Source organism: Streptomyces sp. H27-D2 (assembly GCF_035828615.1).
Lineage (GTDB): Bacteria > Actinomycetota > Actinomycetes > Streptomycetales > Streptomycetaceae > Streptomyces.
The window spans coordinates 11415-30963 of sequence record NZ_JAYMZR010000060.1; the positions used below are offsets into that span (position 1 = coordinate 11415).

Sequence of the window (19549 nt, forward strand, 5' to 3'; positions counted from 1 at the left end):
CGCGGGGGCGTGGGCGGAGCGTGTGTGCGCCGGGCGGGTGGGCGAGTTGTGTGCGCGCCCCATTTCGCACCCTATTTCGTGCGCCACCCGCGCGGGCCATCGGGCGCACGCCCCACCCCGCGCGGGCCTCGCGTGGGGCTTGTTCGGTCATGACCTTGACAGCGGCAGCGTATCTGACGGACAGTCAGAAGCCCTGATCCGTCCGCCACGACGCCGTCATGCGAAGGGGAGGCCGCCGCCGTGCACCTCGCCCCCACCCCGCGCCAGCAGCAGCTGCGCGCGGAACTCCGCTCCTATTTCCGCGAACTGATACCTCCCGAGTCGCGCGACGCGCTACGCGCGGACCTCGCCGCGCAGCGCGCACTGCTGTGCCGCATCGGCGCCGACGGCCTGCTGGGGCTCGGCTGGCCTACCGAGTACGGCGGCCAGGGGCGCGGCCCCGACGAGCAGTTCGTCTTCTTCGACGAGGCGCACCGCGCCGGCGCACCGGTCTCCATGGTCACGCTCAACACCGTCGGCCCGACCCTGATGAAGTACGGGACCGAAGAACAGAAGCAGTACTTCCTGCCGCGCATCCTCAGCGGCGACCTCGTCTTCGCGATCGGCTACACCGAGCCCTCGGCCGGTACGGACCTGGCCTCGCTGCGCACCCGGGCGGTCCGCGACGGCGGCGACTGGCTCGTGGACGGCGGCAAGTCCTTCACCAGCAACGCCCAGAGCGCCGACTGGATCTGGCTGGCCTGCCGCACGGACCCGGAGGCCCCCAAGCACCGGGGCATCTCGATCATCCTGGTGCCGACCGACGCCCCCGGCTTCTCCTGGACGCCGATCGAGACCGTCGGCGGCCTGACCACGACGGCGACGTACTACGACGGCATCCGCGTCCCGGCGGGCAATCTGGTCGGCGAGGAGAACGGCGGCTGGGCGCTCATCACCAACCAGCTCAACCATGAACGCGTCGCCCTCGCCGCGATCGGCATGCAGGCCGAGGACAGTTACGAGGAGGCGCTCGCGTTCGCCCGGCGGCCCGACCCGGACACCGGCGAGCGGCCCGTCGACCGCCCCTGGGCGCAGGCCGGGCTCGCGGAGGCGCATGCCCGGCTGGCGGCCACCCGGCTGCTCAACTGGCGGCTCGTCGGGGACGTGGGCGCGGGCACGCTCAGCCCCGGCGACGCGAGCGGCGTCAAATTCATGGGAACCGAAAGCACCGTAGAGGTGTATCGCATATGTCAGGAAGTCGTGGGGGAGGCGGGGCTCGTCCGAGCCGGTTCGCCGGGGGTCCTGTCGGACGGCGAGTTGGAGCGGATGAACCGCGCGGCGCAGATCAACACATTCGGGGGCGGGGTGAGCGAGGTGCAGCGGGAGATCGTGGCGACGATGCGACTCGGCATGCGGCGCCCCAAGAGGGAGAGCGGGGGGCGATGAACGACGGTACGGGCGGGGTCGGCGGTGCGGGCGGGATCGGTGGCGTGAGCGGGGTGGGCGGGCCGCGCGAAGAGGGCGGGGGAGATGAGTTCTACGAGCGGCTGAAGGCGTACGAGGGGCGGGTGGCGGCGACCTCGGGCCGTGGCAAGGACCCCGTCAACGCGCCGATGATCAGGCACTGGTGCGAGGCGATGGGCGATGCCCACCCCGCCTACACGTCCCCGCCCGACGGCGAGCCGATGACCGCGCCCCCGACGATGCTCCAGGCATGGACGATGGGCGGGCTGTCCGGCCACGAGGTCAGTGAGGGCAGCGCCGGCCGCTCCGAGGCGTACGACGAACTCCTCGCGCTCCTGGACGGCGCGGGCTGTACGTCGGTCGTCGCGACCGATTGCGAGCAGGAGTATCTGCGGCCCCTGCGTCCCGGCGACCTGATCACCTTCGACGCGCTGATCGAGTCCGTCTCGCCGCGCAAGACCACCAAGCTGGGGACGGGGCACTTCGTCACGACCCGGATGAATGTGCACGCCAACGGCGAGCCGGCCGGCACGCACCGCTTCCGGATCCTCAAGTACGCCCCGGCGCGGCCGAAACCGACCTCGAAACTCACCTCGAATCCGGCCCCGGAAGCCGCTGTCGAGCCGGAGGCCCGGCGCGAGCCGAAGACCAGACGCGAGGCGGAGGCCCGGCGTCCGCGTCCGGTCGTCAACCGCGACAACGCCGGATTCTGGGACGGGGTGGCCGACCACAAGCTGCTCATCCAGCGCTGCACCGGCTGCGAGACCTTCCGCTTCCCCTGGCTGCCCGGCTGCAACGCCTGCGGTTCGGCGGACTGGAAGGCCGTCGAGGCGTCCGGCGTGGGGACGGTCTATTCGTACGTGGTGATGCGCCACCCGCCCTTCCCGGCTTTCGATCCCCCGTACGCGGTCGGGCTGATCGAGCTGGCCGAGGGGGTGCGGATGGTCGCCAACGTCACTGGGGTGCCGTACGACGAGGTGCGGATCGGGATGCCCGTCACGCTGGAGTTCCTCCGGGTGGACGACGAGCTGGAACTTCCGGCCTTCCGAGGAGTGGACGCCTGATGGACTTCACACCCACCGAGGAGCAGCACGCGCTCACCGGTCTCGCGGCCGACATCCTCGGCGACCTGTCCACCCCGGAGCGGCTGGCGGCGGCCGGGACCAGGAGCGACACCGCGCTGTGGAAGGCGCTGTGCACGGCCGGGATCCTCTCCGGCGTGGCCGAGACAGGCTTGCTCGGGCTGGTCCTGCTGCTGGAGGAGGCGGGCCGCCGCACGGCGCAGATCCCGCTCGCGGCCAGCTGTGCGTACGGCATCGGCCCGCTCATCGCGCACGGCAGCGAGGAGCAGCGCGCGCGTCTGCTGCCCGGCCTGCTGGACGGTTCGCTCATCGCCACCGGCGCATTCCCGCAGCGCGGGCGGGTGGTGGACGAGGCCGTGGCGGACGGGGACGGGGACGGGGACGGGGACGCGGCTGTGCGGGACGGCGGCGAGCCGTCCGGAGCCCTACGGGACGGGACCGTACGCGCCGACGCCGAACCGCCCGGAGCCCTGCGTGGCGGGGCGAGCGGGGAGCTGACCGGGGTGCTGCCGTTGGTCCCCTGGCTCCGGGACGCCACGCATGTCCTGGTCCCCACCGCCGACCACCGCTGCTGGCTGGTGCGGACCGAGGACGCGGTGCGCGTCGAGCCCGTCGAGACGACCGCGCCCTGGTCGGCGGGGCGGCTGACCCTCGACGCGACGCCCGCCGAGCCGCTCGGTGGCGCGGGCGCCTACGGCGACGTGCTGGGGCGGGCGCGTACCGCCTTCGCCGGGTTGCAGGCCGGCGTATGCGCGGGCTCGCTCGCCCGAGCAGTCGAGTACACCTCTACGCGCGAGCAGTTCGGTCGGCCGCTGGCCGGCAACCAGGGCGTTCAGCTGCGCGCGGCCGACGCCTATATGGACACCGAGGCGATCCGGGTCACGGCCTACGAGGCGGCCTGGCGCTTCGACAATGACCTGCCCGCCGCGACGCACGCGCTCACCGCCGCCTGGTGGGCGTCGGAGGCGGGAAAGCGGGTGGTCCACGCCGGACAGCATCTGCATGGCGGGGTGGGCGCGGACCTCGGCCACCCCGTGCACCGGCATTTCCTCTGGGGGCGGCAACTGGACGCCTATCTCGGCTCGGCTCCCGAACTCCTGGCCGAGCTGGGCCGGTTGCTGGCGCGGCCCCCGGCCCGCTCCCACCCCTGGCCGCCCGCGTCGGGGCGGTCCGTACCAGCGGAGTCCGCGCCCAGGGAATCCGCACCGGCGGTATCCGTTCCCGAGGAATCCGACCCGGGGCGGCCCACGCCCAGGCAGCCCGTCCCCGCAGCCGGGGAGCCCGTATGAAGGTCGGCGACGAACTGCCCCCGCTGCGCATCGCGATCACCCGGACGCTGATCGTCTCCGGCGCGATCGCGTCCCGCGACTACCAGGATGTGCACCACGACGCCGACGCGGCCAGGGAGAAGGGCTCTCCCGACATCTTCATGAACATCCTCACCACCAACGGCCTGGTCGGCCGCTACATCACCGACTGCTTCGGGCCACGGGCCGTTCTGCGCAAGGTCGCGATCCGGCTCGGTGCGCCCAACTATCCGGGGGACGAGATGCTGTTGACCGGCGAGATCACCGCTGTGAACGGTGACGAGGCGCAGGTGCGGGTCCTCGGGGCGAACGGCATCGGCTGTCACGTCACCGGCAAGGTGACCGTCGCTCTCAGGGAGACGGACGCTCTCGGGGAGACGGTCGCGCTTGCGGAAACCGGGGAGACGGTCGCGCTTGCGGAAACCGTTGCTCTCGCGGAGACCGTCGCTCTCGGGGAGGCCGCCCGGTGAGCGTCCGCAAGCGTGACAGCCTCGGCGGCAGGGCCGCCATCGTCGGCATCGGCGCGACCGAGTTCTCCAAGGATTCCGGCCGCAGTGAGCTCAAGCTCGCGGTGGAGGCGGTCAGCGCGGCCCTCGACGACGCGGGGCTCGCGCCGGCCGATGTGGACGGCATGGTCACCTTCACCATGGACAGCAACCCCGAGATCACCGTCGCGCAGGCGGCCGGCATCGGTGAGCTGTCCTTCTTCTCGCGGGTGCACTACGGCGGCGGCGCGGCCTGCGCGACCGTCCAGCAGGCGGCGCTCGCCGTGGCGAGCGGGGTCGCCGAGGTGGTCGTCTGCTATCGCGCCTTCAACGAGCGCTCCGGCCGCCGCTTCGGCTCCGGGGTACAGGAGCGGGAGCCGACCGCCGAGGGGGCCGCCCTGGGCTGGAATCTCCCGTTCGGGCTGCTCACGCCCGCCTCCTGGGTGGCCATGATCGCCCAGCGCTATCTGTACACCTACGGTCTGACCCCGGAGGCGTTCGGCCAGGTCGCCGTCACCGACCGCCGGCACGCGGCGAACAACCCGGCCGCGTACTTCTACGGGAAGCCCATCACGCTCGCCGATCACGCCGCCTCGCGCCGGATCGTCGACCCGTTGCGGCTCCTCGACTGCTGCCAGGAGACGGACGGCGGCCAGGCGCTCGTCGTCACCACCGCCGAGCGGGCCCGGGACCTGCGGCGGCCGCCCGCTGTGATCACCGCAGCGGCCCAGGGCGCGGGGCGCGCCCAGGAGCAGATGACCAGCTTCTACCGGGACGACCTCACCGGACTGCCGGAGATGGGCGTGGTCGCCCGCCAGCTGTGGCGAACGTCGGGGCTCCGCCCCGGGGACATGGACGTCGGCATCCTCTACGACCACTTCACCCCGTTCGTGCTGATGCAGCTGGAGGAGTTCGGCTTCTGCGGCCCCGGTGAGGCGGCCGACTTCGTCGCGGCGGACGCGCTGCCGATCAATACGCACGGAGGCCAGCTCGGCGAGGCGTATCTGCACGGGATGAACGGCATAGCGGAGGCCGTCCGGCAACTGCGCGGCAGCTCCGTCAACCAGCTGCCGGGAGCGGCCCGCGCGCTGGTCACGGCGGGAACGGGGGTGCCGACGTCCGGGCTGATCCTTGGTACAGACGGCTGAATCCGAGTGGACGCGGGGCGTGTCCGGCGCCCGAATCCGGGAGTCGCCCCGTTCACTCGGCCCATGCGACAAGGAAAGCGGATTGTCAGACATGTCCTACTGCTCCTCACGGCACTCGCATCGCTGGCCGGCGCCGCGCTGACGGGCACCGCGTCGGCCGCCGCCACCGTCGAGCGCACGGTGCCCATCGACGCCTCGGACCCCGACCCCACGGGTGCGGGCACCCCTGACCCCGCGAGTGCGGGCACCCCCGGCCCCGGTACGCCGGGAGCGGGCACCCGGCCATCCGACGCGGGCGTCGACACCGCGAGCGCCGACACCGCGAGCGATCCGAGAGCGCCGGGCGCTCCGGGCGCTCCGGGCCCCGAGATCTTCACCGGCCGGGGCTTCGACACCTGCAACACCCCGGCGCTGGACACCCTGAACGCCTGGCGGAATTCCAGCTACCGCGCGATCGGCGTCTACTTCGGCGGACGCGGTCGGGCCTGCAAGACACAGACCCAGCTCAACCGGGACTGGGTGCGCACGGCGACCGACGGCGGCTGGAAGATCCTGCCGGTGTATGTCGGTTCGCAGGCCCCGTGCGTGCGCGGCGCGGGAAAGAAGCACGTGGCCATCGGCAGCCAACCGACGGAGCAGGGCCGGACGGAAGGGCTCGACGCGGTGCGGAGCGCGAGCGCCCTGGGCATGACCGAGAGCAGTCCGCTCTACCTCGACATGGAGGCGTACGACCACACGAACGAGAAGTGCGCCGGCACCACCCTCGACTTCATCCAGAGCTGGAACCGGGAGGTGCGCCGCAACGGATACCTGCCCGGCTTCTACAGCAGCGCGGACTCCGGCGTGCGGCACATGGAGAGCGCGCGGCAGGCCGGCGCCCAGGATCTGCCGGAGGTGATGTGGTTCGCCCGCTGGGGCGTGGAGGCATCGGTGACGGGCGAGCCGTCGCTGTCCGCCACCGGCTGGAACCCGCACCGCCGCATCCACCAGTACGCGGGCGACGTCACCGAGACGTACGGCGGCAAGAAGATGGCGATCGACCGCAATCTGGTGGACGCGCCGGTCGCGGTCATCGGTTGAGCAGGGCGAAGACGCACCTGACCCGCACGCGGCCGGGCCGGGACGTCTCAGGGTTTTGCCCCGCTCCCCTCCACCCTCAGGAGGTGGGGTCACCCCCAGCTCTACAACCTGAGACGGATCCCGTTTCGGCACCTGCGGCCGATCCGCTGGGGGCTGATCCGCTTCTAGCGTTAAGGCATGACCACGCCTGTCTGCGCCAGCGCATCAGCTGCCGTATTCCCCTCGTTCTCGTCGTACGTACGGGCGCGCGGCCCCGTACTGTTGCGCACCGCCCGATCGCTGACCGCGAACCCGTGCGATGCGGAAGACCTGCTGCAGACCGCGCTGACCAAGACCTACCTGGCCTGGGAACGTATCGAGGACCACCGGGCGCTGGACGGCTACGTCCGCCGCGCGCTGGTGAACACCCGGACGTCCCAGTGGCGCAAACGCAAGGTCGACGAGTTCGCCTGCGACGAGCTCCCGGAACCGGACGTGGCTCCGGCCCCGGACCCGGCCGAGCGGCAGGCGCTGCGCGACGCGATGTGGCGCGCCATCCTGCGGCTGCCGGACCGGCAGCGGGCGATGGTCGTCCTGCGGTACTACGAGGACCTCAGCGAGGCCCAGACGGCGGAGACGCTCGGCGTCTCGGTCGGCACGGTCAAGAGCGCGGTCTCGCGCGCGCTGTCCAAGCTGCGCGAGGACCCGGAGCTCAGTCACGCCGCCTGAGCGACCCCCTCGGCCCCGAGGTCGCCGGCGGCCCGAAGACCCATCAGCCCCGGAGACCCCAACGGCCCCCGTCGGCCTCTGCCCGTAACCGCCCAAAGCGCCCGGACACGCTCGGTTCGGTAATGGTCACCGCATTGGGTAGTGACATACCGGCCGGTACGGCCGCAGAATCAGCGAGAGATTACCCGCGCGTAACACGCGTACCCACACTCTCTCGGAGGTCCCGGTGCTGAGCACGATGCAGGACGTACCGCTCACCGTCTCGCGCATTCTGCGCCACGGGTCGACGATTCACGGACGTTCCCAGGTGACGACCTGGACCGGGGGGAGCGAGCCGCAGCGCCGTTCCTTCGCCGAGGTCGGCGACCGGGCGACCCAGCTCGCACACGCGCTCCGCGACGAACTCGGCGTCACCGGCGACCAGCGCGTCGGAACGCTCATGTGGAACAATTCTGAACACTTGGAGGCATATCTCGCGATCCCCTCCATGGGCGCGGTCCTCCACACGCTCAACCTCCGCCTCCCCGCCGATCAGCTCGCCTGGATCGTCAACCACGCCGCGGACCGGGTCGTGCTCGTCGACGGCTCGCTGCTGCCGCTGCTCGCGCCGCTGCTGCCGCACCTTGAGCCCATCGAGCACGTCGTCGTCTCGGGACCGGGCGACCGCTCCGTGCTGGACGGCTGCCGCCCCCGGGTGCACGACTACGAGGAGCTCATCGCGGGCCGCCCGACGGCGTACGACTGGCCGGAGATCGACGAGCGCGAGGCCGCCGCCCTCTGCTACACCTCGGGCACCACCGGCGACCCCAAGGGCGTCGTCTACAGCCACCGTTCGATCTATCTGCACTCGTTGCAGGTCAACAGCGCCGAGTCGTTCGCGCTGACCCCGGCGGACATCGTGCTGCCGGTCGTGCCGATGTTCCACGTCAACGCCTGGGGCCTGCCGCACGCCGCCTTCATGGCCGGCGTCTCGATGCTGATGCCGGACCGCTTCCTGCAACCCGGCCCGCTCGCCGAGATGATCGAGACCATACGGCCGACGATGGCCGCCGCCGTCCCCACCCTCTGGCAGGGCCTGCTCGGTGAACTGGCCGCCAAGCCGCGCGACATCTCCTGTCTGAAGACCGTGGTGATCGGCGGCGCGGCCTGTCCGCCCTCGCTCATGAAGGCATTCGAGGACAAGCACCAGGTCCGCGTCATCCACGCCTGGGGCATGACGGAGACCTCCCCGCTCGGCAGCATCGCGCGCCCGCCGACCGGCCTGACCGCTGAGGAGGAATGGCCCTACCGGCTCACCCAGGGCCGCTTCCCCGCCTCCGTCGAGGCCCGGCTCTCGGGCCCCGGCGGCGACCTCATGCCGTGGGACGGCGAGTCGGCCGGCGAACTGGAGGTCCGCGGGCCGTGGATCGCCGCCGCGTACTACGGCGGCGCGGCCGGCGAGCCCTTCCGCCCCGAGGACAAGTTCAGCGAGGACGGCTGGCTGCGCACGGGCGACATCGGCACGATCACCCCGGACGGCTATCTGACGCTCACCGACCGGGCGAAGGACGTCATCAAGTCGGGCGGCGAGTGGATCTCCTCCGTCGCGCTGGAGAACCACCTGATGGCCCACCCCGAGATCGCCGAGGCCGCCGTGGTGGCCGTACCGGACGACAAGTGGGACGAACGGCCGCTCGCCGCCGTCGTGCTGGTGGAGGGCGCGAGCGTCGGCTTCGAGGCGCTCAGGGCGTTCCTCGCCGACCGGGTCGCGCGCTGGCAGCTGCCGGAGCGCTGGACGGCGATCGAGTCGGTGCCGAAGACGAGCGTCGGCAAGTTCGACAAGAAGGTGCTGCGCAGGCAGTACGCGGCCGGTGAGCTGGATGTGACCCGGCTCGGCTAGACCGCAGGGCCGGGGCCCGGGGGCCGGGACGGTCCGGGGGCGTGAGGACGGTATGAGGACGGGTACGAGAACGGGGAGGGGCGGCCGGATCGGCCGCTGCTCTTCCGGTTCACGGGCAGGGCAGCAGCGGGCGCAGCCCATGCGGCCCGCTCAGCCCATGCGGCCTCAACCCAAGCGGGCCCTGCCTCAGTTCGTGCCGATCTTCGCCAGCAGGTCGACGATCCGGCCCTGCACGTCGTCGCTCGTCGAGCGTTCCGCGAGGAAGAGGACCGTCTCGCCCGCGCTGAGCCGCGACAGCTCCGTGGGGTCGATGTCCGCGGACGTGTAGACCACCAGCGGGGTGCGGGTGAGCAGCCCGTTGGCGCGCAGCCAGTCGACGATCCCGGCCCGGCGGCGGCGTACCTGGAACAGGTCCATGACCACCAGGTTCGGCCGCATCCGGGCGGCCAGCGTCACCGCGTCACCGTCCGTCGCGGCGTGCCCGACCTGCATGCCGCGCCGCTCCAGCGTCGCCTTCAGCGCGGTCGCGATCGGCTCGTGCTCCTCGATCAGCAGCACGCGCGGCGGGTGCAGATCGCTGTCGCGCGGGGCCAGCGCCTTGAGCAGGACGGCCGGGTCCGCGCCGTACGCCGCTTCGCGGGTCGCCTGCCCCAGGCCGGCCGTGACCAGCACCGGGACCTCGGCGGCGACCGCGGCCGTACGCAGCGACTGCAACGCGGTACGGGTGATCGGCCCGGTCAGCGGGTCGACGAAGAGGGCTGCCGGGAAGGCGGCGATCTGCGCGTCGACCTCCTCGCGGGAGTGCACGATCACCGGGCGGTAGCCGCTGTCGCTGAGGGCCTGTTGGGTCGAGACGTCCGGCGCGGGCCAGACGAGCAGCCGGCGCGGGTTGTCCAGGGGCTCCGGCGGCAGTTCGTCGTCCATCGGCCGGCTGCGGTCGTCGACGACCTCTATGGCGCCGTTCGGGCCGTCCAGCGGCTCCGGGCCCTCCGCGCCCTCGTCCGGCGCTCCTATGGCGTAGGCGCGGCCCTCGGCGGCGTCGAGCAGGGGGGAGTGCGGCTGTGAGTGGGGCGCGTGCTGCTGGGACTGCGCCTGCTGGGACTGGCCCTGCGGGTACGACTGGCGCGGGCGGCCCGCGGGTTCGAGATCCGCTGCCGCGCCGCGCTCGCCGTTCTGCGGCGGTGCGGAGAGCTTGCGTCGACGGCCCGAACCGGAATTGCCGCCGCCGGATGTGCCGCTGCCTGAGCTGCCCGCCTGACCGCCGCCCGCTTGGTCCGCGCTGCCCGACAGCCCGGTCTGGCCGAGCGGTTGGGGGTGTTGGGGCTGCTGGGGTTGCGGCGGCTGCTGGAGGCGCTGCTGCTCGGCGATCTGCTGCGCGAACGGCACGCCCTGCCCGAGGGTCCGCACGCTGATCGAACGGGCCTCGGCGGACTGCCGCTGCGCGACCGCGCCGTCGAGCGGGGTCGGCCTGGCCTGCGGACGTGCCGCCTGGCCGTTGGCGGGGTTGAGGTCACCGGTCGCGGAGGGCAGGACCGGCTCGGCCTGGCCCGTCCTCGGCCGGCCGCCGGGGATCTCGTGCGCGGCCCCGGACGCCTGCTCGGCGTCGGGCTGCGGGCCGGCGGGGCCGGAGCCTGGCCCGGACGCGGCGGTACGGGTTCCAGGCATCCCGGCGGCTCCGGGGGGCGCGATCGGTCCGGCGTACGCCCCCGGCGCGTTGTCGTCGTCATCCTGGATGAAACCGGAGCTGAAGCCGGAGCCGGAGCTGGAGCCCTGCGCATAGCCGTCGTCCTCGGCGCCCCACGCGTGCGACTGGTTGCCGGCGGCTGCGGCCTGCTGCTCGGCCGGGTTGGGGCGGCCCCGGCGACGGCCGGCCGCCTCCGGGCCGTCCGGGCCCTCGATGCTTCGCGGGCCGTCGTCCCAGCCGGACGGCTGCCGGTCGATGGCGTTCGCCGCCGCGGGCTGCGCGCCTGCCGGTGAAAGACCGTTCGGATGGACGGGGCTGTCGGCCCAGACGGGCCGTTGCTGACCGGAAGTCTCCATTGCGGGCGCCTGCGGCTGCGCCGGACTCTGCGCCGCGTTCTGTCGTGCGCCCGGTGCCGTGCCCTGCGCCGGTACGGCCCCGAGGCCGGTCGGCCGGACGACGCCGGAAGCGTTCGGCGGCGCTGCGATGGGGGACGGGGGCGCGGACCGTGCGGCCGGCTGAGGCGTCTGGTCGGCGGCGGCGGGCGGCAGCGCGAAGACGGGGCGCCCGCCGTTCGGCTCGCTCCCCGTGCTGCGCCCGTTGCCGTTCTGCGACCGGCCGGGAGCCTGCTGCTGTTCCTGGCTCTGGCCTTGCTGGTTCTGCCGTCCTTGATGGGGGATCGGGCGATCGCCGCCGTCGGCCAGCGCCCGGCGGGCCCTGCGGCCACCCGGCTGCTGGAACGCCTGGGTCTGGGTGCGCACCAAGTCGCCCGACGCCTCGGGCTGCTCGCCGCGCCGGGCGCCGAGCTGGGCCTCGGCGGGCAGCGAGGGCGGGATGCCGCCGGGGGCGACAGGGCCTTGGGCTTCGTTGCTCTGCGGTGTGTTCCGGGGGGTGCCCTGCGGCGAGTCCGGAGCCGCGTTCTCCAGCGCGGCAGGGCCGCGCCGGGCCCGTCGGCGGCCGGTCGGCGGCTGGGTGGCCGCCCCCTCGAACTCGGTGCCGGCGCCGTCCGTCGAACTGGAGGCTCCGGAGTCGGCGTAGTCGTTCGTGGTCGCGGGCATGCCGCGCGGCTGCTCCCCGCCAGGACCGGCAGTCGTGCCCGGCCCCGCGTCCGTACCGGTACCCGGAGCGACGCCTTCGGCGGCTGCCGACCGGCCGCCGCCGTCCGGCAGCGGCGAAACCGCGCCGACAGCCCCGGAGGCCGCTGCGGCGGCCGCCGCGGCGTTCTCGGCGGCGCTGGGCCGCCCCCGCCGCCGCCCGGTCGGCCGAGCGGCCGTCGGAGCCTGCGACTGGCCCTGACCTTCGCCGTCGTCGAATCGCTGTTCCTGCCCGGGCGTGTCGCCCGCGAGCCGCGCCCCGGGCACACCGCCCGAACTGCCGGAGCCGTCCGAGTCGCCGGAGCCGGAGCCGGAGCTGTCACTGTTGTCCGTGTTGTCCGGGAAACCCGCGGAATTCCCGCTGCCACTCCTGGCGACGACTCCCCCCGCGCCCCCCGGCGCGGACCCGGCCGCGACCGCCCCGCCGGAAGCCGCCCCGCTCGTACCCGCGCCGCCCGCAGCCGCTCCGGCCGCCGGCCGCCGCGTACCGCGTGCGTGCTCCGCCGGGACCGGCATCACGGTCGTCTCGTTGCCGGTCATGCGCGTCGCGTTGGGGCCCGAGCCGTCGCCCGCGCCGGTGCCGACGCCCGTTCCGCCGCCGCCCGCCGCGACCGGGACTTCCAGTACGTACGCGCTGCCGCCCTGGCCCGGAACGTCGTGGGTCTGCAGGACGCCGCCGTGACGGCTCACGATGCCGCGCACGATCGGCTCGTGGACCGGGTCGCCGCCGTTGTACGGGCCGCGCACCTCGATCCGTACGACCTCGCCGCGCTGCGCCGCCGCGACCACGATCGTCGAATCCCCCGTGCCGCTCGCCCGCGCCGGGGTGTTCCCGGTCGAGTCGACGCCCGCGACGTCGGCGATCAGGTGCGCGAGCGCTTGCGCGAGTCGCTCCGCGTCCACCTCGGCCTCGATCGGGGGGGCGTGCACCGCGAATTGCGCGCGGCCCGGACCGATCAGTTCGATCGCGCCCTCGACGCCCGCAGCGACCACCGCGTCCAGGCTCACGAGCTGCCGGTCGAGCGGTTCGGCGTCCGTGTCCAGCCGCTGGTAGCCGAGCACGTTGTCGACCAATGTGGTCATCCGGGTGTAGCCCGCGGCCAGGTGGTGCAGGATCTGGTTCGCCTCGGGCCACAGCTGCCCGGCCGGGTCGTCGGCGAGCGTGCCCAGCTCGCCGCGCAGCTGCTCCAGCGGCCCGCGCAGCGAGTCCTCCAGCACCGCGAGCAGTTGCGCGTGCCGGGCCGCCAGCTCGTCGTACGGCCGGCGGTCGGTGAAGGTCATCACCGCGCCGACGAGCTGCTCGCCGTCCCGTACCGGCGCGGTCGTCAGGTCGACGGCCACCGCGCGGCCGTCCTTGGACCACAGCACCTGTCCGCGCACCCGGTGCTTGCGCCCCGAGCGCAGCGTGTCGGCGAGCGGGGTCTCCTCGTACGGGAGCGGGGTGCCGTCGGCGCGGGTGTGGTGGACGAGCGGGTGCAGCTCCTGGCCACCCAGGTCACTGGCGCGGTAGCCGAGTATCTGCGCGGCGGACGGGTTGACCAGGACGACCTTGCCGTCCGTGTCGACGCCGACGACGCCCTCGGCGGCGGCGCGCAGGATCATCTCGGTCTGGCGCTGCTGGCGGGCGAGTTCGGCCTCGGTGTCGAGGGTGCCGGTCAGGTCGCGCACGACCAGCATCAGCAGCTCGTCGCCGGTGTAGCTCGCGTTGCCGGGGCTGGGGTTGGCGGCGAGCGGCCGGTCCGCGTACGGGGTGTTGCCGTCCTCGAGGTTGGCGCTGGTCACCTCGACCGGGAACTCCGTGCCGTCCGTGCGGCGCGCGATCATCCGGGTCGGCTTGGTCCGCGCGTCCTCGTCGCCGTCGTTGGCGCGGCGCATCGAGCCGGGGATGCGCTTGGAGTCGAAGGCGGGCAGCAGTGAGAGCAGCCCGCGTCCGACGAGCGCGGTGCCGGGTGTCTCGAAGGCTTCCAGCGCGATGGTGTTGGCGTTGACGACGGTGCCGTTGCAGTTCACCAGCAGCAGCGCGTCCGGCAGGGCGTCCAGTATGGCTGCGAGGCGAGCAGTGCCTCGGGATGGCCTGCTGCTCACGACGACGCTTCCTCCCTGATTACCGCTGTGTGCCGACACCCCCCGGTCATCTTGCTCCTCGCACCGCGGCGTGTCACTGCAGCGAGTGTACGGGCTGTGGTGATTGGCGCGGCGGCGGATGACGGGGGGGCCGGGCCACAGCGGTACGTCCCCCCGCAGGCCGGACATATGGCCTCCGGCGCGTACGCCGGCTCACTCGCACGCTGTCGCATGCGCCGCCCGGCGCACGCTCCAGGCCCGTGCGCCGGGCGCGTTCGCCGCCGCCTACACGTCAGTTGCACGCTGGTCGCTTGCTTCGCTGAAGACTTCCGAGAACTTGTTCCAGCGGGCGATTTCGCAGCCATTGACCCGGTTGAAGTGCGCCTCGACATCGCGGCCCGCCCACCTGCCGGTGATGTGCGCGCTTTCGTGGCCGCCGTACATCTGCGTGCAGTTCGCCTCGCTCGGCACGGGGGCGAAGGGGTCGGCGCCCCAGCGGGTCTTGCTGTCCAGCTGTTCGCACGCCGCCGCCGCGTTCGGGTGGGTGCCGCCCGAGGGGTGGCACTCCAGCTCGTACGTGCCGCCGAGGTACGGGGCGCCGCTGTCGGTGACGATCACGGTGAGGTGGTCGGCGACGGTCGGTTGCGGCAGCGGGATGGGGAGCGGCATGGCGGTGGCGACGGGGGCCGCGAACAGTGCCGCGACGCAGGCGGCTGCGCTGACGGCGGTGATGGCGAGACGGCGGAACGACATGGGGACTCCCTGGGGTGTGGGGGCGGTGGGCGCGCGGCGGGAATGCGCGGGGTTTCCACCCTCGCTAACGCGCTGCGGGGCGTGACGTTGCGCGCGTGGGGCGGAGCGTCCGATATGGGTCGGTCGCGCGCTGTCGCGGTGCGTCGTGGTGTGCTGTCGCCGCGGTGCCCTCTCGGCGGGCGTTCCCGCGCTCTCCCGGTGACGTTCCCCGCGGGTGTCCCCACCGGCTGTTCCACGGCTGTTCCGCCCCGGAACGCCTTTGCTCCGCTGTCCGCCGGCCCAGTACCGTAGGGTGCGATTGGTGACGGCCCGCTGGGCTGTGTCATCATCTGCACGCACCACATCGCGCTCGCGAAGAGCGCACGGGGTGTGCTGGAGGCTTCGCCTAGTCTGGTCTATGGCGCCGCACTGCTAATGCGGTTTGGGGTAACCCCCCATCCCGGGTTCAAATCCCGGAGCCTCCGCTTCTCACCGAAGCCCCGGTCGACACCGACCGGGGCTTTCGTGTGTCCCGGGCCAGTAGCTCGTCACCAGGTCGCCGGCGGGTCCCCGGCAGGCCCCGGCTGCTCGTCCTCACACGGCACACGCGGCACGTGTCATAGCGTGCGACGCATGCCTGCCGACTCCACCGACCGTCCCGCGCGGCCCGCTGCCCGACGCGCCGCCCAACGTCCCGCCCGCCGGATCGTGATGCTGGCGTTCGACGGGGCGCGGCTGCTGGACGTGACCGGACCGCTGGAGGTCTTCAGCGTCGCCGGCCAGCTCGGCCGGGCGGAATCGGGCGGCAGGTCGGAAACGGGCTCGGGGCCGTACGAGACGGTCATCTGCTCGCCGGGCGGCAGGGACGTGACGACCGCGACCGGCGCCCGGCTGAGCGTCGACGCCGCGGGCGCTGCTCGCCTCGGTGGCGGCCGACCCCGCGGCCGACCACTCGCTGACCGCCCTGGCGGGCCGCGCCGGCCTCAGCACCCGCCACCTGAGCCGCCTCTTCGGCGACCAGGTCGGCCGCACGCCCGCCGGCTATGTGGAGTCCGTACGGCTGGAAGCGGCGCAGGCGCTGCTGGCGAACGGCGAAACGGTCGCCTCGGCAGCCCGGCGGTGCGGGCCGGGCAGTGACGAGTCGCTGCGGCGGCTGTTCGTACGGCGGCTCGGGGTGACGCCGTCCACGTACCGGGCGCGATTCCGTGCGACGGTCCGTACGGCCGGGGCGGCGGGCGCGGGCGCGGGCGTGGCGGGCGCTGACGGCGCGGGCGCCGCCGGGGCGATGGCCGGATCTGCGGGTCACGGGTCCTGATCGGACCGGGCGGCCGGAGCGGAGCGGTGGCAGCGTGGGGTCCGAGGCGCACGCCGGCGCCCGGAGCCGCCGAGCCGCAGAGTCACCGAGCCGTCAGAGCCACCAGACCGTCAGAGCCACCGAGCAGCCAGAGCCGACAGAGGAGCCCCCCGTGCCCACCCGTATCGCGGACATCGAGATCCCGGACAGCCGACTGGTGCGGGAGGCCACCGAGCTGGTCCGGGAGGCCACCGACGACCTGATCTACCACCACTCGCGCCGGGTCTACCTCTTCGGCGCGCTGCACGGCCGCGACCGGGGCCTCGACTTCGACCCCGAGCTGCTCTACGTCGGCGCGCTCTTCCACGACCTCGGCCTGACCGAGAAGTTCCGCGCCTCGCAGCAGCGGTTCGAGATCGACGGCGCGGACGAGGCGCGCCGCTTCCTCACCGGCCACGGCGTGCCGGCGGACAAGGTCCAGCTCGTGTGGGAGGGCATCGCGCTGCACACCACGCCGGAGATCCCGCACCACATGGCGCCGGAGGTGGCCCTGGTGACGGCGGGCGTCGAGCTGGACGTCCTGGGCATCGGCTACGACGAGCTGCCGCCCGCCGTCCACGAGGCGATCGTCGAGGCGCACCCGCGCCCGGACTTCAAGCGGCGGATCCTGCGCGCGTTCACCGACGGCATCGCCCACCGCCCGCAGACCGCCTTCGGCAATGTGAAGGCGGACGTCCTGGCGCACTTCGTCGACGGCTTCGAGCGAACCGACTTCGTGCAGGTCATCGAAGGTTCCCACTGGCCCGAATAATCGGCCCGAGCCGCTGGCCTGGAGGGTGTTTCCGCAGGTCAGCTGTGGTGTGGCTATTGGATTTCTCGTCACGGCGCAGGTCATGTAATGTTGTTCTCGCAACGCGGACCGGCCAGAAAAAAGCCGGGAAGTGAAGCGCTCGTAGCTTAACGGATAGAGCACTTGACTACGGATCAAGAGGTTGCAGGTTCGAATCCTGCCGAGCGCACAGCAGCTCAGAGGCCCCTTCCAGCAATGGGAGGGGCCTCTTGCGTTGTCCGTCCGGGCGGGGGCGGCTGCTGCTGTGCTGTCGCAACTCCGGTTCCCCACCCCGGTTCCATGAGACACGGGAAGGGAAACGATGGCGAGCACTCACGGCCCGACGGCGGACGCACTGCGGGCGGACGGCTCGGGGACCGGCGACCGGGAGACGGGGGACCGGGAGACCGGCACCACGGAGATCGAGCCGACGGAGACCGAGTCCACGGAGACCAGCGACCTCGCGGTGATCGACTTCTGGCGCGGGCTGGGACTGCCGGGGCTGATCGACGTGCACACGCACTTCATGCCGGAGCGGGTGCTGGCCAAGGTGTGGGCGTACTTCGACGCGGCAGGGCCGTTGATCGGGCGGCCGTGGCCGATCACCTACCGGCGGGAGGAGAGCGAGCGGCTCGCGCTGCTGCGGGGGTTCGGGGTGCGGGCGTTCACGTCGATGGTCTATCCGCACAAAGCCGGGATGGCCGAGTGGCTCAACGCGTGGGCCGCCGACTTCGCGGACCGTACGCCCGACTGCCTGCGCACCGCCACGTTCTTCCCGGAGCCCGGGGCCGGCGGGTATGCGCGCGAGGCGATCGAGGGCGGCGCGCGGGTGTTCAAGTCACATGTGCAGGTGGGGGCTTACGAGCCCAATGACGCGCTGCTCGACCCGGTGTGGGGCGCACTCTCGGACGCGCGCGCTCCCGTCGTCATCCACTGCGGCTCCGGCCCCGCGCCCGGCAAGCACACCGGTCCTGAGCCGATAGGCCGGCTGTTGGCCCGTCATCCCCGGCTGCGGCTGGTCGTCGCGCACATGGGACTCCCGGAGTACACGGACTTCCTTGACCTCGCGGACCGCTATCCGGGCGTCCACCTGGACACCACGATGGCCTTCACCGACTTCACCGAGCAGGTCACGCCCTTCCCGCGCGGCGCACTCCCCCGGCTCGCGGACCTCGGGGACCGCATCCTCTTCGGCAGCGATTTCCCCAACATCCCCTACCCGTACGCCCACGCCCTCGACGCGCTGACCCGGCTGGACCAGGACGACGACTGGCTGCGCGCGGTGTGCCACGGGAACGCGGCGCGGCTCTTCGGGGTGTGAGGGACAGCAAGCTCTGCGGGCGGCTGGGCGGTGGCTGAGCGGTGGGCGGACCGTCGGGCCCGGCCGATTGTCAGTGGTGGGTGTGATGCTGAAGCATGCCGGGTCGGACGGGGGTCGGCCCGGCACAACAGCAAGGTGCCAGGCGGCGGTGGAAACGCGGGGCGCGCGCGAGGCGGGGAGCCGCGCGCCGTGGATTCTCAGCTGATTCACAGGTACGGGGAAGGGAGCCCTCATGTCGCGAGCGGAAGCTGATCCGCATGACTGCGATCTCGCCCGCCGCCGGGCGCTCCGAGTTGCTGCGTCCCCGAGGGGACGCCCAGCGAAGTCTTCGAACGAGCCCGCAGGGGAGCCCGCTCCGGGTGCTCGTCGTGGACGACGAGTCGGCCTTGGCCGAGCTGTTGTCCATGGCGCTGCGCTACGAGGGCCGGGAAGTGCGCAGCGCGGGCGACGGCGCGGCCGCGGTGCGCAGCGCGCGGGAGTTCCGGCCGGACGCGGTCGTGCTGGACGTGATGCTGCCCGACATGAACGGGCTGGCCGTGCTGGGGCGGCTGCGCTCGGAGACGCCGGAGGTGCCCGTGCTGTTCCTGACCGCGCGCGACGCGGTCGAGGACCGGATCGCCGGGCTGACCGCGGGCGGGGACGACTACGTCACGAAGCCGTTCAGCCTGGAGGAGGTCGTCGCGCGGCTGCGCGGGCTGCTGCGCCGGTCGGGAGCGGCGGCGGTGCGGGCCGAGTCGATGCTCGTGGTCGGGGACCTGGAGCTCAACGAGGACAGCCAGGAGGTGACGCGCGGCGGTGACGGGATACGGCTGACCGCGACCGAGTTCGAGCTGCTGCGCTTCTTGATGCGCAACCCCCGGCATGTGCTGAGCAAGGCGCAGATCCTGGACCGGGTGTGGTCGTACGACTTCGGCGGCCAGGCCAATGTGGTCGAGCTCTACATCTCGTATCTGCGGCGGAAGATCGACGCGGGGCGCGCGCCGATGATCCACACCCGGCGCGGCGCCGGATATCTGATCAAGCCCGCCGGGCAGTGACGTCCCGTGGCGACCGGGAAGCCGGTGATGGCGATCGGCGGCTTCAACGGCAGCGATCCGTCCCCGACGCTCGCTCAGATCAAGGAGTACGTGTCGCAGGGCAAGATCCATTACTTCATCGGATCGAGCGGCATGGGCGGCGGCGGGCGGGGCGGAGACACCGACGGCGCCTCCGCCAAGATCACCTCCTGGATCGAGAGCCACTACACCAAGGTCACGGCCGGCAGCGCGACGCTGTACGACCTGACGCGGCCTACGGGCTGAAGCGGCCCGTGAGTGCTGACGCGGCCCGCGGGCTGAAGCGGCCCACGAGCTGAAGCGCTGTCGTGCGCCGGGGGCGCGGCTCTGGCCGCCCGCTCCCCGGC

Annotated in this window: 14 protein-coding genes, 2 tRNA genes and 1 pseudogene; 15 read left to right on the plus strand and 2 right to left on the minus strand. The window is 72.8% G+C overall.

Annotated features, from left to right (window positions below):
- The first annotated feature begins 240 nt into the window (after positions 1–240).
- The 8 genes from QMK28_RS21935 to QMK28_RS21970 all read left to right on the plus strand — a co-directional run bounded on the left by QMK28_RS21935 (position 241) and on the right by QMK28_RS21970 (position 9132).
- Complete coding sequence (locus tag QMK28_RS21935) at positions 241–1425, plus strand: acyl-CoA dehydrogenase family protein (RefSeq protein WP_326440605.1); 1185 nt, start codon at positions 241–243, stop codon at positions 1423–1425.
- Positions 1422–2507, plus strand: coding sequence for a bifunctional MaoC family dehydratase N-terminal/OB-fold nucleic acid binding domain-containing protein (locus QMK28_RS21940; protein WP_326440607.1), 1086 nt, complete (start codon positions 1422–1424; stop codon positions 2505–2507). Before QMK28_RS21935 ends, QMK28_RS21940 begins: the two co-directional genes overlap by 4 nt.
- A complete protein-coding gene (locus QMK28_RS21945; protein WP_326440609.1) occupies positions 2507–3814 on the plus strand; it encodes an acyl-CoA dehydrogenase family protein in 1308 nt (435 codons plus the stop codon). The genes QMK28_RS21940 and QMK28_RS21945 overlap by 1 nt, the downstream gene beginning before the upstream one ends.
- Entirely contained in the window at positions 3811–4302 is a 492-nt protein-coding gene (locus QMK28_RS21950) for a MaoC family dehydratase (protein ID WP_326440611.1), read from the plus strand. Before QMK28_RS21945 ends, QMK28_RS21950 begins: the two co-directional genes overlap by 4 nt.
- The gene (locus QMK28_RS21955; protein WP_326440613.1) at positions 4299–5465 is read left to right on the plus strand and encodes a lipid-transfer protein; all 1167 of its coding nucleotides are present in this window, start codon (positions 4299–4301) and stop codon (positions 5463–5465) included. The genes QMK28_RS21950 and QMK28_RS21955 overlap by 4 nt, the downstream gene beginning before the upstream one ends.
- Positions 5466–5528: 63 nt before the next feature.
- On the plus strand, positions 5529–6545 hold the full coding sequence (locus QMK28_RS21960; protein ID WP_326440615.1) for a DUF1906 domain-containing protein: 1017 nt from the start codon (positions 5529–5531) through the stop codon (positions 6543–6545).
- A 177-nt stretch (positions 6546–6722) separates the two neighbouring features.
- Positions 6723–7253: a SigE family RNA polymerase sigma factor gene (locus QMK28_RS21965; protein ID WP_326440617.1), complete on the plus strand. Its 531-nt coding sequence runs from the start codon at positions 6723–6725 to the stop codon at positions 7251–7253.
- A 226-nt stretch (positions 7254–7479) separates the two neighbouring features.
- Positions 7480–9132 carry a long-chain fatty acid--CoA ligase gene (locus QMK28_RS21970; RefSeq protein WP_326440619.1) on the plus strand — a complete coding sequence of 551 codons (1653 nt, stop codon included), beginning with the start codon at positions 7480–7482 and terminating at the stop codon, positions 9130–9132.
- 186 nt (positions 9133–9318) lie between these two features.
- Here the strand turns inward: QMK28_RS21970 and QMK28_RS21975 are convergent, their stop codons facing one another.
- Both QMK28_RS21975 and QMK28_RS21980 read right to left on the minus strand, forming a co-directional pair.
- Positions 9319–13992: a hybrid sensor histidine kinase/response regulator gene (locus QMK28_RS21975; protein ID WP_326440622.1), complete on the minus strand. Its 4674-nt coding sequence runs from the start codon at positions 13990–13992 to the stop codon at positions 9319–9321.
- A gap of 264 nt (positions 13993–14256) precedes the next feature.
- Entirely contained in the window at positions 14257–14724 is a 468-nt protein-coding gene (locus QMK28_RS21980) for an SSI family serine proteinase inhibitor (protein ID WP_326440624.1), read from the minus strand.
- A gap of 374 nt (positions 14725–15098) precedes the next feature.
- Here QMK28_RS21980 and QMK28_RS21985 point away from each other — a divergent pair.
- The 7 genes and pseudogenes from QMK28_RS21985 to QMK28_RS22015 form a co-directional block, all read left to right on the plus strand.
- Positions 15099–15188, plus strand: a tRNA-Ser gene (locus tag QMK28_RS21985).
- Between the two features lie 440 nt (positions 15189–15628).
- Positions 15629–16018 (plus strand): helix-turn-helix domain-containing protein, encoded by a 390-nt coding sequence (locus QMK28_RS21990; protein WP_326440626.1) that lies wholly within the window; start codon positions 15629–15631, stop codon positions 16016–16018.
- A gap of 151 nt (positions 16019–16169) precedes the next feature.
- Positions 16170–16808 carry an HD domain-containing protein gene (locus tag QMK28_RS21995; RefSeq protein WP_326440628.1) on the plus strand — a complete coding sequence of 213 codons (639 nt, stop codon included), beginning with the start codon at positions 16170–16172 and terminating at the stop codon, positions 16806–16808.
- A gap of 135 nt (positions 16809–16943) precedes the next feature.
- Positions 16944–17016, plus strand: a tRNA-Arg gene (locus QMK28_RS22000).
- 132 nt (positions 17017–17148) lie between these two features.
- Positions 17149–18147: an amidohydrolase family protein gene (locus tag QMK28_RS22005; protein ID WP_326440630.1), complete on the plus strand. Its 999-nt coding sequence runs from the start codon at positions 17149–17151 to the stop codon at positions 18145–18147.
- Positions 18148–18404: 257 nt separating this feature from the next.
- Entirely contained in the window at positions 18405–19184 is a 780-nt protein-coding gene (locus tag QMK28_RS22010) for a response regulator transcription factor (protein ID WP_326440632.1), read from the plus strand.
- A gap of 6 nt (positions 19185–19190) precedes the next feature.
- Positions 19191–19448 (plus strand): annotated as a pseudogene (locus QMK28_RS22015) (glycosyl transferase); the annotation flags it as partial.
- Positions 19449–19549 lie beyond the last annotated feature (101 nt).

Coding starts and splice junctions, on each gene's coding strand:
- QMK28_RS21950 (WP_326440611.1), top strand. CDS start 3,811: ATGAAGGTCGGCGACGAACTGCCCCCGCTGCGCATCGCGATCACCCGG.
- QMK28_RS22005 (WP_326440630.1), top strand. CDS start 17,149: ATGGCGAGCACTCACGGCCCGACGGCGGACGCACTGCGGGCGGACGGC.
- QMK28_RS21940 (WP_326440607.1), top strand. CDS start 1,422: ATGAACGACGGTACGGGCGGGGTCGGCGGTGCGGGCGGGATCGGTGGC.
- QMK28_RS21960 (WP_326440615.1), top strand. CDS start 5,529: ATGCGACAAGGAAAGCGGATTGTCAGACATGTCCTACTGCTCCTCACG.
- QMK28_RS22010 (WP_326440632.1), top strand. CDS start 18,405: ATGACTGCGATCTCGCCCGCCGCCGGGCGCTCCGAGTTGCTGCGTCCC.
- QMK28_RS21945 (WP_326440609.1), top strand. CDS start 2,507: ATGGACTTCACACCCACCGAGGAGCAGCACGCGCTCACCGGTCTCGCG.
- QMK28_RS21965 (WP_326440617.1), top strand. CDS start 6,723: ATGACCACGCCTGTCTGCGCCAGCGCATCAGCTGCCGTATTCCCCTCG.
- QMK28_RS21980 (WP_326440624.1), bottom strand. CDS start 14,724: ATGTCGTTCCGCCGTCTCGCCATCACCGCCGTCAGCGCAGCCGCCTGC.